The following is a 15,035-nucleotide window of genomic DNA, read 5'->3' on the forward strand; positions in this document are numbered from 1 at the left end:
AAAGGGTCATTCAAAAATGGTTGTAAAAGCGGATTTTTTTGTTCGTAAAAAACATGAATTGGGTGTTTCGTTAAATCAAATGCAACAACAGGCGATGCTTCAAACGGAAGGACCGCTATTGTTGTTAGCTTCTCCAGGATCGGGGAAAACAACGACGATCATTATGAGGATCGGTTATTTGATTGAAGAAAAAGGGATAAATCCATCACGGATCAAAGCGATTACATTTAGTCGGGCAGCGGCTTATGATATGAAGTTGCGTTTTGCACGTTTTTTCCCTGATCTTCCAGCTGTTGATTTCTCTACGATTCATGGCTTGGCCTTTGAAGTGGTGCGGGAGTATTTTCGTGAAACGAGAACACCCTATCAAATGATTGAGGGGGATAAAAGTCCAGTACATAAAAAGATCATCCTCCGAAATTTATTTAAATCGATTGTCGGTGAACATATCACGGAAGATCAAATGGATGAACTGACGTCGTATATTAGTTTTATTAAAAATAAGATGATTCCTGAGGATAAGTGGTTAACTGTTAAAGTGAGTGTTCCGGAAGCGGAGCGGATTTTTCGTGAGTACGAAACTTATAAGAAAACGGGCACGCATCAATTATTGCTGGATTATGATGATATGCTAACGATCGCTAATCAAGTGTTGAAAGAGAATCAACAGTTTCTTAAGAGATACCAGCAAAGGTATGATTACATTTTGACAGATGAAAGCCAAGATACGTCAATGGTGCAGCATGCCATTACTGAAAAACTTGTTCAAGAACATCAAAATCTTTGTGTGGTAGCAGACGATGATCAAGCCATCTATAGTTGGCGGGGAGCCGAGCCTTCCTACTTATTGAATTTCAAGCAAGTGTATCCTAACGCTACAATTTTATTTATGGAACAAAATTATCGCTCGTCTCAAGAGATCGTCGATGCAGCGAATCAATTTATTAAACGAAACAAACAGCGCTACGATAAACATATGTTTACGGACAATCCTTCTGCTGAGCCGATTAAAGTAAAGGATTTAGCAGATTATAAATATCAAGCGAAATATTTAGTGCAAGAAATTCAGAAAGCGGCAAAACTTTCAGAAGTCGCTGTTTTATATCGCAATCATTCTTCCTCTATTATGTTAATGAATGAGTTTGACCGTGCCGGGATTCCTTTTTATATGAAGGATGCCGACAATCGCTTTTTCTCCCATTGGGTCGTGGAAGATATTTTAAATTTTATGCGCATGACGTTTACCGATAAACGCCCAGATATTTTAGAGAAAATTCATTTGAAATTCAATGGCTACATTAGCAAACAGCAAATGCTAACATTGAAGCAAATTCATAACAATGAATCGGTGTTTGATAACTTATTAAATCATGTTCAGCTACGCGACTATCAAGTGAAACAATTAAAAACTTGTAAAGAGACCTTCCGAGAAATGAGAGGGATGCCGCCATTGCATGCGATTCGTGTCATTCGAGATCGGTTAGGTTATGAAAAAGCACTGGAAAAGACATGTGAAACGCTAGGATTTCGTAAGGAATATGTATTTGGTATTTTGAACACGCTAGAAGAGATTGCAGATACGTTAGAAACAATGGAGGAATTTGCGAACAGGCTCAAGCATTTAGAATCCATTTTAAAACTGGCTAAAACAAGAAAAGGCCAGAATGCTGTCACTTTTTCTACTTTCCATAGCGCGAAAGGATTGGAATTTGAACGGGTGTATATGATTGATTTAGTTGAAGGAATCATTCCATCCTCCGATGATGATAAAAGAGGAGAAGAAGAGAAAATGGAAGAAGCCACTCGGCTTTTTTATGTCGGAATGACGAGAGCGAAACGCCATTTAGAGCTGATTCATTACCGAGTGCGTGATGGGAAAATGACAACGGAATCTCGATTTGTCACGGATGTAAAAAAATTAATCAATCCGAAAGAGGAAACTATTCGGGAGAAAGTGTCTGCACAGAACCCTAATGCGATCCGAAACAGAAAAGAATTAACAGTAGGGAAACAAGTGAAACATCGAGTGTTTGGAAGTGGAGAGATTATTCAACTTACTAAAGAGATGATTGAAATTCAGTTTCAAGAGGGTGTTAAAAAGCTGGCTGTGGCTACTTGTTTAGAGATGGGATTGCTAGAAAAAATATAGGAGTAGCCGTAGAACAGTCCTTGCTTTAAAAGTAACCGGAAATTCTAAGGGCGAGGGAGAATTGTTAGTTATGAGATTAGTTTTAATAGGTGGGGGATTTATCAAACATTTAGATCATTTTCATATTAATAAAAGAATAGTTGAGCTAGTTGACAAACACCATCCGAAAGTTTTATTCATACCTACTGCAAGTAATGATGATGAGGATTATATAAGAGACTTTATAGAGGTTTTTGAAAACCAGTTAGCATGTCAAGTTAATGTGCTACGCTGCATTAATGAAAATCCAAATGAAGAGGAATTAAAAGAGATAATTAACTCTGCTGATTTGATTTACTTGGGTGGAGGAAATTATATCAACATGCTGGAGAAGTGGAATCAATATAAAATTGATGAAAAGCTAATTAAAGCACTAAAACAGCAGAGCTTAATTGCTGGTATAAGTGCAGGTGCGATTTGTTGGTTTAAAAGTGGCATCCGTTCAAACTATGAAGGTACAGGGTATATAGAGAGTCTCGGGTGGAATGTCATAAATAAAATCTTTTGTCCACATTACAATCAGGCAGATAGAGCGAAAGACTTTCATAATCTACTTCTTCAAAATGGTGGTGAAAAAGCACTTGCACTTGCCTTAGAAGATAATTGTGCGTTGTATGTAGAAAATAATACTTTTGAACTAATTGGGGAACCTTTAAGGGCTTGGGAGATTCAAGTTAAGGATGGAAAAATATTGAAGCGAGCTTTTGAACAAGATAAGCCTCTTTAAGAACGAATTAAAAACCTGGCTGTCAAAACCCGTTTAGAGATAGAGTTACTAGAAAACCGCTCAGAGCGAAGAAGCTTTAGAGCGGTTTTGATTTTGGTGTTTTTATTATGTGTAAGATCATAAAATTATTTAATTTCGGAAATTGAATCGTTAATAAATCAAATTTTTTTCATTTAAGTGTATACATTTATTGTTATTTATTCGTTGTATAAGTATAGGGAGGAAAAATGATGAAGAAAGAAAACATACTGGCCTCCTATCTTATCAATTAAGGAGAGGAAGTGTTCAAGCTATTACTAGCGAAAGGAGTCAAAAAAGAAGATGCTGAAGATATCATTCAAAACACTTTTTACAAAGTATATACACTGCTGGATGATCTAACAGAGAGCAATATACGTCCATGGTTTTTTAGAGTCGCACTCAATGAATATATTGACTTTAAAAGAAAAAAGGAGCAGAGAAACATCTACTTAACCGAGGAAATTTACTCAAAGCTACAACATACAGACCGCGAATTTGATGTCATTTTAAATAAGGATGAGATTGGCTATTTATTAAAAGACATCAAAAAGGACTATAAAGAAGTTTTCTTTTTAAAGTATTACTATGATTTTTCGTATGAACAAATTGCGTCTATTTTGGATATTAAAGTAGACAGTGTAAAACAAAAATTATATCGCGCGCGTACATCTATTCATTCAAACATAGAAGGAGAATATTAATGGATACTTCGTTAAAAGGTGCTTTAAGAAAGGCTAAACGAAAACAATTACTAAAAGTCGTCACTATTTCAACTATCGTTGTACTTATACTATTACCGATCCTTTATAAAGTTGGAAATTACTTTGCAGCGAAGAGTTCTACAAGACTTCACGAACAGCTCTTTTTACATAATGAGATTGCCGAACCTAATATTCAAATCGATTCTCAAGTTACAAGTAATTCCTCTATGTTTGGTGGAAGCATTGTGACAAATCGTTCTAAAACATTAATGGCTATGTAGTGCAATGGGGTACCATATAATTGGATTGGTGTTGATATTGATCATAACGAGTTAATACCGGGGTTTTATTGGTCTGATACGGAATTCTACGAGTATGATAAACAAACAAAGAATAAAGTCGCAACGTTTTATCATCCATCTATTAAAAAATACCATGATAATGTGCAAAATGAACTAGGTGAAATTTCAAAAATGGAAAATCACGTTGCGGAAGTGGCCATTTCTTTCGATCATCCTTATACATTACAAGAAATTCAAGCAAAAATTCCTGATAATTTAAACATTGTATGGTTGTATATGGTATCACCAATTGTAGATGAAAGTAAGGGACCTTCTGGCATGCGGATTTATGGATTTGATCCATCTGATTCGCCAAAAGAAGCGTACGATGGCTTCATTGATGCACTTAAACAATATGATGCAGATGGTAATCACGAAGCAATCCAGGAGTTTTTCAAATTAAATAAAAATAAACAGTTTGATGAAGTGAAAATTTTAGGGGTCATGCTGACTGGCCAAACTAAAAATTTCAAAGTCTTAGAAAATCAAGATTGTATTCGTGGTGCCTCTGTAGGAGCTACTGCACCGATTGTTCCTTATATTAAACCGGAGAAATAATAAGCAAGAGACCAGATAATATTTGGTCTCTCTTTTTTTGTTAATTTCGTTGAATATTTGGTTGTTATTTGTAAAAATATGATAAGATGGATATGAAAATATCACCAGCAAGGAGAGGTTTGATGGGATATATTGCTCATGTTCGGGAAAGTGATCATCAAATACAGTCTGTTGAAGCTCATTTATTAGAAGTGAAACAACTAGCGGAATCTTATGGAAAAAAACTTGGGGTTCAACATATTACAGGACTAGCCGGAGTGCTTCATGATTTAGGAAAATATACTCAGGAGTTCAAACAATACATAATAGAAGCAGTGAATAACCCAGATGCTCCCCCGAAAAGAGGTAGTGTTGACCATTCTACTGCTGGCGGAAAGTTATTGTATGAATTATTTCATACAGGAAAGAACATCCAGTCTTATAAAGCTATTTTAGCTGAAATTGTGGGTAATGCGATTATTTCTCATCATGCTTATTTACAAGATTTTTTAAACTCTGAGTTAGGATCGAACTATTTAAATAGAGTGCGAGATAAAGAATTAGCGGAGTTTCACCTAACAAAGCAAACTTTCTTTGAACATGTTATGAGTGAAGAGGAATTTCTTGGATATGTAGATCAGGCTACTAGTGAATTACAGGGCTTTTTAGCCAAGGAATCGCCTGAAAATTATGATAAACAGTTCATGTTTTTATCGAAATTTGTTTTTAGTGCATTAATTGATGCTGACCGAACGAATACAAGATCGTTTGAAGAAAATAAAGGAAACGAATCAGCAATAAACACCAATGAATTGTTTGATATTTATTATGAAAGACTACTAGAAAAAATCGATTCATTTAAACAACATGAAAATGCCAATACGCCCATTAATTTGTTAAGAGCAGAGATGTCTAATCAATGTGAAGCGTTTGCTGAAAACCCATCAGGAATTTACACATTATCGATTCCAACAGGTGGAGGCAAGACGTTAGCTAGTTTAAGATATGCCCTTAAACATGCCAAATTGTATAACAAAAAGCGAATCATTTATGTTGTTCCGTTTACAACCATTATTGAACAAAATGCTAAAGAAGTGCGAAACATACTCAAAGATGAAATGAATATTTTAGAGCACCATTCCAATGTGATTGAAGATGTTGACGATAATGATGAATATCAAGATGGCATGATTAATGTTCAACAGAAATTGAAGCTAGCGAAAGATAATTGGGATGTTCCTATTATTTTTACAACGATGGTGCAATTTTTGAATGTGTTTTATGCAAAAGGAAGCAGGAATATCCGGCGGCTTCACAATTTGAGTGAGTCGATTATTATCTTTGATGAAGTCCAAAAGGTACCTATTTCTTGTGTCAGCTTGTTCAACCATGCGTTAAATTTTTTGAAAAACTATGCTCATTCGAGTGTTGTTCTCTGTACGGCGACTCAGCCAGCATTAGATTTTGTCGAACATAAATTAGAGATTAATACAGATGCTGAAATGATTGGAAATTTAAGAGAGGTCGTCGAGGCGTTTACTCGTGTGAAAATAATCGATAAGGCGACGAACGAATCTTTTAATAATGCCAAGCTTGCAGAGTTTATCCAATCAAAAATGGAAGATGTTCAAAGTGTACTAGTCATTTTAAATACGAAAACGGTTGTGAAAAATTTATACGATCAATTAATCAATCGAGAGCTCGATATTCCTATTTACCATTTAAGTACATCGATGTGTGCGGCCCATCGAAATGAAATATTAAATGAAGTAAGAGAGCACTTAAAACAAGGAAATAAAATGATTTGTATTAGCACCCAATTAATTGAAGCAGGGGTAGACGTTAGCTTTGATTGTGTAATTCGCTCTTTAGCAGGATTAGATTCCATTGCGCAAGCGGCTGGTAGATGTAATCGCCATGGAGAAAAAGATATTCAAGATGTGTATGTGATTGATCATGAGGAAGAAAACCTTGAGCGCTTAAAAGAAATCAAGGTCGGTAAACAAGTATCACAAAAAATTCTTATTGATCTTCAACGTGATGAAACCAATCACGGTGGGCATATTTTATCAACGCAAGCGATGGAACGGTACTTTAAAGAATACTATACAGAGTTTGTGTCTGATTTGAATTATTTTATTCCGGCGTTGAAAAAGGAAATGATTGAATTATTGACAGTCTCCAAAGCGAACAGTAGCTATGCTCAAGCTTATTATCGCAAAGAAAAAAAGCACGTACCGTTATTTATTGTCAATAGTTATCATACAGCGGCGGAGCATTTTCGTGTCATCGATGATCAAACGACATCCGTACTTGTCCCTTACGGAGAGGGAAAAGAACTGATTGCAGAATTAAACAGTAACAGATCCATTGAAGATCTTACTAAGTTATTAAAAAAGGCTCAGCAATACACGATCAGTCTATATAGTCATGAAAAGAACCAATTATCTAATAATGAAGGTCTTGTCAGTTACCTAGATGGGAAAATATTTGCGTTAAAAGAAGGGGCTTATAACGATAAATATGGTCTTAATCTTGAAAATGATAGTATGCCAGGCTTTACATTATTTTAAGGGGGTGAACAGATGAGAAACGGAATCGAATTTGAAGTTTTCGGTGATTATGCATTATTCACTGATCCACTAACGAAAATGGGTGGAGAAAAGTTATCGTACCAAGTACCGACATATCAAGCGTTAAAAGGAATTGTCGAAAGTATTTATTGGAAGCCTACTTTACTAATGATTGTGGATGAAGTGCGGGTGATGAATGCGATCAAAATGGAGTCTAAGGGAATTCGGCCGATTGATTATGGTGGAGGAAACACGTTAGCGAATTATACGTACTTAAGGGATGTACGCTACCAAGTGCGAGCTCATTTTATCTTTAACCCTCATCGACCAGATATGGCTTTTGATCGTAATGAATTTAAACATCATAATATCCTTAAGCGTTCTCTCAAGGCGGGGGGCCGCCGAGATATTTTCCTCGGAGCGAGAGAATGTCAAGCTTATGTAGAGCCATGTGTGTTTGGCGAAGGAGAAGGATTCTACGACAATTATGGTGGAGAAATTCACCTCGGACCTATGGTGCATGGTATTAATTATCCAGATGAAACGGGCCGAAATGAAATGGAAGTTCGTTTATGGACGCCGGTGATGAAAAATGGAGTCATTCAATTCATCCGACCGGATCAATGTACGCAAATTCGTAAGATTAAAGATATGGAAATGAAGCACTTTGATCAAAGCAACGTGAACTCTGTAGAGGGAGAAGAAGCGAAGCTAGACATAGGAGGTGAGTAAATGAGCTGGCTATTGAATTTATATGAAACATATGAAGCAAACCTCGATCACGTAGGTGTCATTGAAAAAAAATACAATGATAAGGAATTCACTTTACTTCCTATTTCACATACGACACAAAATGCACATATTGAAGTCAATATTACAGAGGATGGAGAGTTTCATTCGGCGGTCGTTATTGATAAAAGTGATGCCAGTACGTTAATTCCGTGTACAGAAGAATCAGCCAGTCGAGCAGGATCAAAAATAGCTCCATATCCGCTGCATGATAAATTAAGTTATGTAGCGGGAGACTTTGTCGCTTATGGCGGCCAAATAAAAAAAGAAGAGCCGTTTACATATTATATTGCGCAACTAGAGGAATGGGCAAAATCTCCGTATGGTCATGATAAGATAAAAAGTATCTATAAATATTTAAGCAAAAAACAATTAATTCATGATCTAGTGGGAGCAAAGGTTTTATTTCTTGATGAAAATGGCCGATTAATCGATAAATGGGAGAAAACATATGAAACCTTGCATGGTGAAAAACCAGCTGTTTTTTCTGTAGTGAGTGGCGGTCAAGAAAGTGCTTTTATCCGTTTTAACGTGCATTCGCCTAATGAAATATTAACGAAGATTTGGAGAGACAAAGACGTATATGATTCTTTCACTCGTTATTATAATGAATTGTTAAGTGATGAAGATCTTTGTTACATAACAGGTAAAAGCTTACCGAGTACAGACAGACACGCAAATAAAATCCGAAATGCCGCAGATAAGGCAAAGTTAATTTCAGCGAATGATACGAGCGGGTTTACATTTAGAGGTCGTTTTAATAAAAGTAATGAAGTGGCGAATATTAGTTATGAAGTGTCTCAAAAAGCACATAATGCCCTAAAGTGGCTCATTCATCGTCAAGCGAAAAGTGTTGATCAGCGAGTGTTTCTTGTATGGGAAAATGATGACACAAATACACCGGATCCAACCGAAGATACATTTTCTCTTGTGCCAGTTACTGCAGAGAAAAGCAAAAAAGTATCGTTTACTAACCAAGAGTTTGCGGGAGAAGTAGCTAAGGCACTTGATGGTTATAAGAATGATTTAAAGCAACGTTCAAACATCAATATTATCATTTTAGATTCTGCTACTACTGGTCGTTTAGCTGTACTATATTATCGGAATATGGAAAAAGAGCTTTATTTAGATCGATTAGCGAAATGGCATTCTAGTTGTGTGTGGCTTCATCGGTATCGAAAAAATGATCAGGGGGAATTTGTTCAATTCTATGGAGCTCCGGCAACGAAAGATATTGCTTTTGCTGCATACGGTCCAAAAGCCAATGAAAAAGTAGTGAAGGGGCTTATGGAGCGGATGCTTCCATGTATTATCGATGAGCGAAATATTCCATTAGATATTGTCAAAAGTGCGTTTTATCGAGCGTCTAATCCTGTATCGATGGACAAGTGGGAATGGGAAAAGACACTAAGTATTACCTGTGCATTAATCAACAAAAAGGAGGGGTATAATTTGGCACTAGATATAGAAAAGAATGACCGTGATTACTTATTCGGTCGCTTGCTGGCTGTTGCAGATGTATTAGAAAGACGTGCTTTAGGTTCGGATGAAACTCGTGCAAGTAATGCAATTCGATACATGAATTCGTTTTCTAAGCATCCGGCACGAACATGGAAAACGATTCAAGATAGCTTGCAACCGTACCAAGCTAAATTAGGAACAAAAGGGTTGTATTTGTCAAAACTAATTGATGAAATAGCTTCCAAAATGGACTATGAAGATTTTAATAACAGGCCGTTATCAGGAAAGTACTTATTAGGGTTTTACAGCCAGCGTCACGAATTATATCAAAAGAAAGAAAATAATGAAGCAACAGACCAGACGACTAATTAAAAAGGGGCTATGAACATGACTATTTTAGATCATAAAATCGATTTTGCTGTTATTTTAACTGTAACAAAAGCGAACCCGAATGGAGATCCGTTGAACGGAAATCGTCCGCGACAAAATTATGACGGTCACGGTGAAATATCTGATGTAGCTTTAAAAAGAAAAATAAGAAATCGTCTGCAAGATATGGGAGAATCTATTTTTGTCCAATCAAATGATAGAAAGATAGATTCATTTAAAAGCTTAAGAGAGCGTGCAGAAGCTAATTCAGAATTAGAAAAAATATTGAAATCCAAAGATAGTTCAGCAGATGCATTTGCAATGATCGCTTGTCATGAATGGCTGGATGTTCGTAGTTTTGGACAAGTGTTTGCTTTTAAAGGTACAGGTAAAGGATCCGGTGTCTCTGTTGGTGTAAGGGGACCAGTTTCGATTCATACAGCAACAAGCGTAGACCCGATTGATATCACAAGCATGCAAATCACGAAAAGCGTCAATTCTGAACCGGGTAAAGACAAAGGTTCAGATACGATGGGAATGAAGCACCGAGTCGACTTTGGCGTTTACGTATTTTATGGAAGCATTAACACTCAATTGGCAGATAAAACAGGTTTTACAAATGAAGATGCGGAAAAAATTAAACAAGCGCTGGTTACATTATTTGAAAATGATGCGTCTTCCGCAAGACCTGATGGAAGTATGGAAATCAATAAAGTGTATTGGTGGGAGCATAATTCCAAACTAGGTCAATATTCTTCTGCGAAAGTTCATCGTTTACTGGACATTAAAAGTAAAGTGGAAGAGCCTAAAACCATCGATGACTACACGATTACTTTAAATGAATTAGAAGGTTTGCGAGTTGACGTGATTGATGGACAATAAAGAAGATGGCTATTTAATTTTATCTGGCATTCAGCATTTTCAGTTTTGTCGACGGCAATGGGCGCTCATTCACATTGAACAGCAATGGGAAGAAAACGTTCGAACCGTTGAAGGGCAGCATCTTCATACAAAAGCAGATGATCCTTTTGTTAGAGAGAAAAGAGGAGAGAAACTCACTGTACGTGGCATGCCTGTAAAGTCTAATGAGCTTCAAATTACAGGTGTTTGTGATGTAGTTGAGTTTATAAAAGATCGGCATGGGGTGGAGATCAATGGTGCTGACGGAAAATATATGGCTTATCCAGTAGAATATAAACGAGGGAAGCCAAAAAAGAACGATTCAGATGTGTTACAATTAACGGCCCAAGCGCTCTGTTTAGAAGAAATGTTGCTTTGTGAAATAGACATAGGTTACATGTACTATCATGAAATTAAACACCGTGTTGAAGTTCCGATAACGATCGAACACAAAAAGAAAGTGAAGTCTGTTGTTGCAGAAATGCAAGATTATTATCACCGTAAGCATACGCCTAAAGTGAAAACAGGAGCATTCTGCAACAGTTGCTCTCTTCAAAACATTTGCTTACCAACGTTAATGAATAAACGATCGGTGAAAAGCTATATTGAAGGGAAGATCAACGAATGAAAAAACTTTTGAATACGTTGTTTATCACCCAACCAGATGTTTATTTATCATTAGATGGAGATAATATTGTTCTTTTGAAAGAGCAAGATAAGCTAGGAAGGTTGCCACTACATAACTTGGAATCAGTTGTTTCTTTTGGTTATACAGGGGCCAGCCCTGCGTTAATGGGCTACTGTGCAGATCGAAATATCTCATTAATATTTTTTACGAAAAATGGAAGGTTTTTAGCTAGAGTCATTGGGCAAAGCAAGGGAAATGTGGTCTTAAGGAAAAAACAATATCGCATATCAGAGGATGAAACGGCAGCGGCAAAAATATCTAGAAACTTTATTGTTGGTAAAATATATAATCAAAAATGGATGATTGAAAGAATGACAAGAGATTATCCATTACGAGTAGATGTCGTTCAATTTAAAGAAGTATCTAAACAGCTTTCTTCCATCATTTTAGAGGTAAGAGCATGTGAAGACTTAGAAAGTTTACGAGGATGGGAAGGACAAGCTGCTGTAAGTTATAACAAAATATTTAATCAAATGATTTTACAACAAAAAGAAGATTTCTATTTTCATCTGCGTTCAAGAAGGCCGCCGTTAGACAACGTGAACGCGATGCTGTCTTTTGCTTATACGCTATTAGCTAACGACATGGCTGCGGCATTAGAAGGTGTTGGATTAGATGCTTATGTAGGTTTTCTACATCGTGATCGGCCAGGAAGAGCTTCTTTAGCTTTAGATGTGATGGAAGAATTAAGAGGCGTATATGCTGATCGATTTGTCTTGTCTTTAATCAATAAAAAAGTGATGAATAAAGATGACTTCTTTAAAAAAGAAAATGGAGCTGTCATCATGACTGATGAAGCAAGAAAGAAATTTTTAGCCGCTTGGCAAAACAAAAAACAAGATAAGATCACACACCCATACTTAGGAGAGAAAATTTCTTGGGGATTAGTTCCACATGCACAAGCCTTATTATTAGCACGCTACTTACGAAATGATCTAGATGAATATCCTCCATTTTTATGGAAGTAGGTGAAATGTTTGTTAGTATTAATCACTTATGATGTAAGCACTACTAACAATTCCGGGCAAAAGCGATTACGAAAAGTAGCAAAAACATGTCAAAACTATGGTCAACGAGTCCAAAACTCAGTATTTGAGTGCATTGTAGATGCTGCACAATTCGCTGCACTAAAAATTGAGCTAACTAATATTATCGACAAAGACCAAGATAGCCTTAGATTTTACCAGTTAGGCAATAACTACAAAAATAAAGTAGAACATATCGGTGTAAAAGAATCCATCGACATAGAAGGACCTTTAATATTTTAGTGCGAACCTATAGTGCACATGAATTCCCCAGTGTATTCGCACCTGACATTTTTAGATTTTCTTTGTAATTTTGTAATATTTGTTACATTGTTCTTTATTTAATAAAGAAAATAGCGTATTTTTGGGCAGAAAAGGCTTTTTTCAAGCTTTTTGCCCAAAAATCGCTGTCGCACTCTACATGAGTGCGTGGATTGAAATAAGTAAAAACATACACAACAAATGCCGGCGACATGTCGCACTCTACATGAGTGCGTGGATTGAAATTATTATTATAGAAAAAAGTAGTTCTGAGGAATCCGTCGCACTCTACATGAGTGCGTGGATTGAAATATGCAGGATGGGCTGTGGAAGAGAAGGCGACAGCGTCGCACTCTACATGAGTGCGTGGATTGAAATCGGACATTGATACAGATATTGTTACCGACCGGCCAGGTCGCACTCTACATGAGTGCGTGGATTGAAATAAAGAAGGAGCTTATACAGGTCAAGAGGCTTTATGTCGCACTCTACATGAGTGCGTGGATTGAAATTAACCGCTCATTGATCAGGCTGTCAGTGTTAAACGTCGCACTCTACATGAGTGCGTGGATTGAAATAGATCATCCATGTCTCTTGGAAGCTCAATGTCATGTCGCACTCTACATGAGTGCGTGGATTGAAATCTCAGCAGTTACCCAACTAAAGAAGCTTTTTAGAGTCGCACTCTACATGAGTGCGTGGATTGAAATAATCATCGCAAGAACAGTGTTAGCAGCACGACTAGTCGCACTCTACATGAGTGCGTGGATTGAAATTGGCCAAGATTGGCGTGAATTGGTTGATCAACGGTCGCACTCTACATGAGTGCGTGGATTGAAATCTTTGTATCGATGTACATTAATCATCTTGCTCCCGTCGCACTCTACATGAGTGCGTGGATTGAAATCATGTCACGAACAGTCAAAGTGATCAAGTCGCTATCGTCGCACTCTACATGAGTGCGTGGATTGAAATCCTTCCCGATCCAAACGAAAAGATGTAATGGACCGTCGCACTCTACATGAGTGCGTGGATTGAAATAATTGTTATTTTGGATGAGGCGGATCTTGAAGCGTCGCACTCTACATGAGTGCGTGGATTGAAATCAACAAATACTTGGAAAACCTTGATATCGACTGGGGGTCGCACTCTACATGAGTGCGTGGATTGAAATCCCCTTTAACAAATCGTAAATGAATAGTCTGCCCTTGTCGCACTCTACATGAGTGCGTGGATTGAAATTTCATTTGCTCGAATCGATCGCTTAAAAACTTTGGTCGCACTCTACATGAGTGCGTGGATTGAAATAAGTCGAGCATTTGAGTTAAATGGCGTGCCTGTAAGTCGCACTCTACATGAGTGCGTGGATTGAAATTATAAAACGCTGCATAAGTGAGTTAATACTCTCAGTCGCACTCTACATGAGTGCGTGGATTGAAATACTTTCAACCGCTGTTTTTGTTGCTTCTCGATCGTCGCACTCTACATGAGTGCGTGGATTGAAATCAAAGGGTTGGAACATAGAATCATGTTTAAGAAAGTCGCACTCTACATGAGTGCGTGGATTGAAATATCAATAACATGATCATCTTCATTGAACATGTCAGTCGCACTCTACATGAGTGCGTGGATTGAAATAGCTAATTGTTTAGCGTGATACTCTTGCACCAAGTCGCACTCTACATGAGTGCGTGGATTGAAATGCAATACCATCAGCAATCGCTTGGCAGAAGTCGTTGTCGCACTCTACATGAGTGCGTGGATTGAAATGATTAATAACAGGGCAAGATTACACAAACGCTTAGTCGCACTCTACATGAGTGCGTGGATTGAAATTTGGAATGGAGTGTTTAGCAAAAAACGTATAGAACGTCGCACTCTACATGAGTGCGTGGATTGAAATCTTATTTTCGAGATTCAAAAAATATGGTTCAATTGTCGCACTCTACATGAGTGCGTGGATTGAAATGTATGAAATAGAGGAAAATTACGATAAAATGTCGTCGCACTCTACATGAGTGCGTGGATTGAAATAGTTAGAGTGTGGAATAAGCTGTTGACGACTTCTCGTCGCACTCTACATGAGTGCGTGGATTGAAATTAAAATCGACATCGTGCAATCTAATCCGCTTTCGTCGCACTCTACATGAGTGCGTGGATTGAAATCTTTTGTTAAAACTATATCTCTATTATATCCAACGTCGCACTCTACATGAGTGCGTGGATTGAAATTTTCAAAAACTCTCTATTCATTGTAATCTCCTTAGTCGCACTCTACATGAGTGCGTGGATTGAAATATACTCATCTAAACGCTCCTCATGTTGTAGCTTAGTCGCACTCTACATGAGTGCGTGGATTGAAATATCGGTGGAAAGAAGCAAGGCGGTCAGCAAAAGTCGCACTCTACATGAGTGCGTGGATTGAAATATCGGTGGAAAGAAGCAAGGCGGTCA

Annotated in this window: 10 protein-coding genes, 1 pseudogene and 1 CRISPR repeat array (1 of these 12 only partly in view); all 11 genes and pseudogenes read left to right on the top strand. The window is 37.3% G+C overall.

Annotated elements, in window-relative coordinates; all coding sequences use genetic code 11:
* Window positions 1–16 precede the first annotated feature (16 nt).
* The 11 genes and pseudogenes from IRB43_RS06045 (at window position 17) to cas2 (ending at window position 12,563) form a co-directional block, all read left to right on the top strand.
* On the top strand, window positions 17–2,149 hold the full coding sequence (locus IRB43_RS06045; protein WP_203362553.1) for an ATP-dependent helicase: 2,133 nt from the start codon (window positions 17–19) through the stop codon (window positions 2,147–2,149).
* A 70-nt stretch (window positions 2,150–2,219) separates the two neighbouring features.
* Complete coding sequence (locus IRB43_RS06050; RefSeq protein WP_203362554.1) at window positions 2,220–2,915, top strand: Type 1 glutamine amidotransferase-like domain-containing protein; 696 nt, start codon at window positions 2,220–2,222, stop codon at window positions 2,913–2,915.
* 281 nt (window positions 2,916–3,196) lie between these two features.
* Complete coding sequence (locus IRB43_RS06055) at window positions 3,197–3,637, top strand: RNA polymerase sigma factor (RefSeq protein WP_343070807.1); 441 nt, start codon at window positions 3,197–3,199, stop codon at window positions 3,635–3,637.
* A pseudogene (locus IRB43_RS06060) lies at window positions 3,637–4,536 on the top strand (sigma factor regulator N-terminal domain-containing protein). Before IRB43_RS06055 ends, IRB43_RS06060 begins: the two are co-directional and overlap by 1 nt.
* A gap of 122 nt (window positions 4,537–4,658) precedes the next feature.
* Entirely contained in the window at window positions 4,659–7,088 is a 2,430-nt protein-coding gene (cas3, locus tag IRB43_RS06065) for a CRISPR-associated helicase Cas3' (RefSeq protein WP_203362555.1), read from the top strand.
* A 12-nt stretch (window positions 7,089–7,100) separates the two neighbouring features.
* Window positions 7,101–7,820 carry a type I-C CRISPR-associated protein Cas5c gene (cas5c, locus tag IRB43_RS06070; protein ID WP_203362556.1) on the top strand — a complete coding sequence of 240 codons (720 nt, stop codon included), beginning with the start codon at window positions 7,101–7,103 and terminating at the stop codon, window positions 7,818–7,820.
* Window positions 7,821–9,710 (top strand): type I-C CRISPR-associated protein Cas8c/Csd1, encoded by a 1,890-nt coding sequence (gene cas8c / locus IRB43_RS06075; RefSeq protein ID WP_203362557.1) that lies wholly within the window; start codon window positions 7,821–7,823, stop codon window positions 9,708–9,710. It abuts the gene before it with no gap.
* 15 nt (window positions 9,711–9,725) lie between these two features.
* Window positions 9,726–10,589: a type I-C CRISPR-associated protein Cas7/Csd2 gene (gene cas7c / locus IRB43_RS06080; RefSeq protein WP_203362558.1), complete on the top strand. Its 864-nt coding sequence runs from the start codon at window positions 9,726–9,728 to the stop codon at window positions 10,587–10,589.
* Window positions 10,579–11,235: a CRISPR-associated protein Cas4 gene (cas4, locus tag IRB43_RS06085; RefSeq protein WP_481748117.1), complete on the top strand. Its 657-nt coding sequence runs from the start codon at window positions 10,579–10,581 to the stop codon at window positions 11,233–11,235. The genes cas7c and cas4 overlap by 11 nt, the downstream gene beginning before the upstream one ends.
* Window positions 11,232–12,263 (top strand): type I-C CRISPR-associated endonuclease Cas1c, encoded by a 1,032-nt coding sequence (gene cas1c / locus IRB43_RS06090; RefSeq protein WP_203362560.1) that lies wholly within the window; start codon window positions 11,232–11,234, stop codon window positions 12,261–12,263. Before cas4 ends, cas1c begins: the two co-directional genes overlap by 4 nt.
* Before the next feature lie 9 nt (window positions 12,264–12,272).
* On the top strand, window positions 12,273–12,563 hold the full coding sequence (cas2, locus tag IRB43_RS06095) for a CRISPR-associated endonuclease Cas2 (protein WP_203362561.1): 291 nt from the start codon (window positions 12,273–12,275) through the stop codon (window positions 12,561–12,563).
* Between the two features lie 166 nt (window positions 12,564–12,729).
* Window positions 12,730–15,035: direct repeats of the CRISPR family, unit length 32 nt; unit sequence GTCGCACTCTACATGAGTGCGTGGATTGAAAT (it continues 4,208 nt past the right edge of the window).

Source organism: Bacillus sp. REN10 (assembly GCF_016820555.1).
In the GTDB taxonomy this organism is placed as follows: Bacteria; Bacillota; Bacilli; order Bacillales; family Domibacillaceae; genus Bacillus_CE.

Coding starts and splice junctions, on each gene's coding strand:
- IRB43_RS06050 (WP_203362554.1), top strand. CDS start 2,220: ATGAGATTAGTTTTAATAGGTGGGGGATTTATCAAACATTTAGATCAT.
- cas7c (WP_203362558.1), top strand. CDS start 9,726: ATGACTATTTTAGATCATAAAATCGATTTTGCTGTTATTTTAACTGTA.
- cas5c (WP_203362556.1), top strand. CDS start 7,101: ATGAGAAACGGAATCGAATTTGAAGTTTTCGGTGATTATGCATTATTC.
- cas3 (WP_203362555.1), top strand. CDS start 4,659: ATGGGATATATTGCTCATGTTCGGGAAAGTGATCATCAAATACAGTCT.
- cas8c (WP_203362557.1), top strand. CDS start 7,821: ATGAGCTGGCTATTGAATTTATATGAAACATATGAAGCAAACCTCGAT.
- IRB43_RS06045 (WP_203362553.1), top strand. CDS start 17: ATGGTTGTAAAAGCGGATTTTTTTGTTCGTAAAAAACATGAATTGGGT.
- cas1c (WP_203362560.1), top strand. CDS start 11,232: ATGAAAAAACTTTTGAATACGTTGTTTATCACCCAACCAGATGTTTAT.
- cas4 (WP_481748117.1), top strand. CDS start 10,579: ATGGACAATAAAGAAGATGGCTATTTAATTTTATCTGGCATTCAGCAT.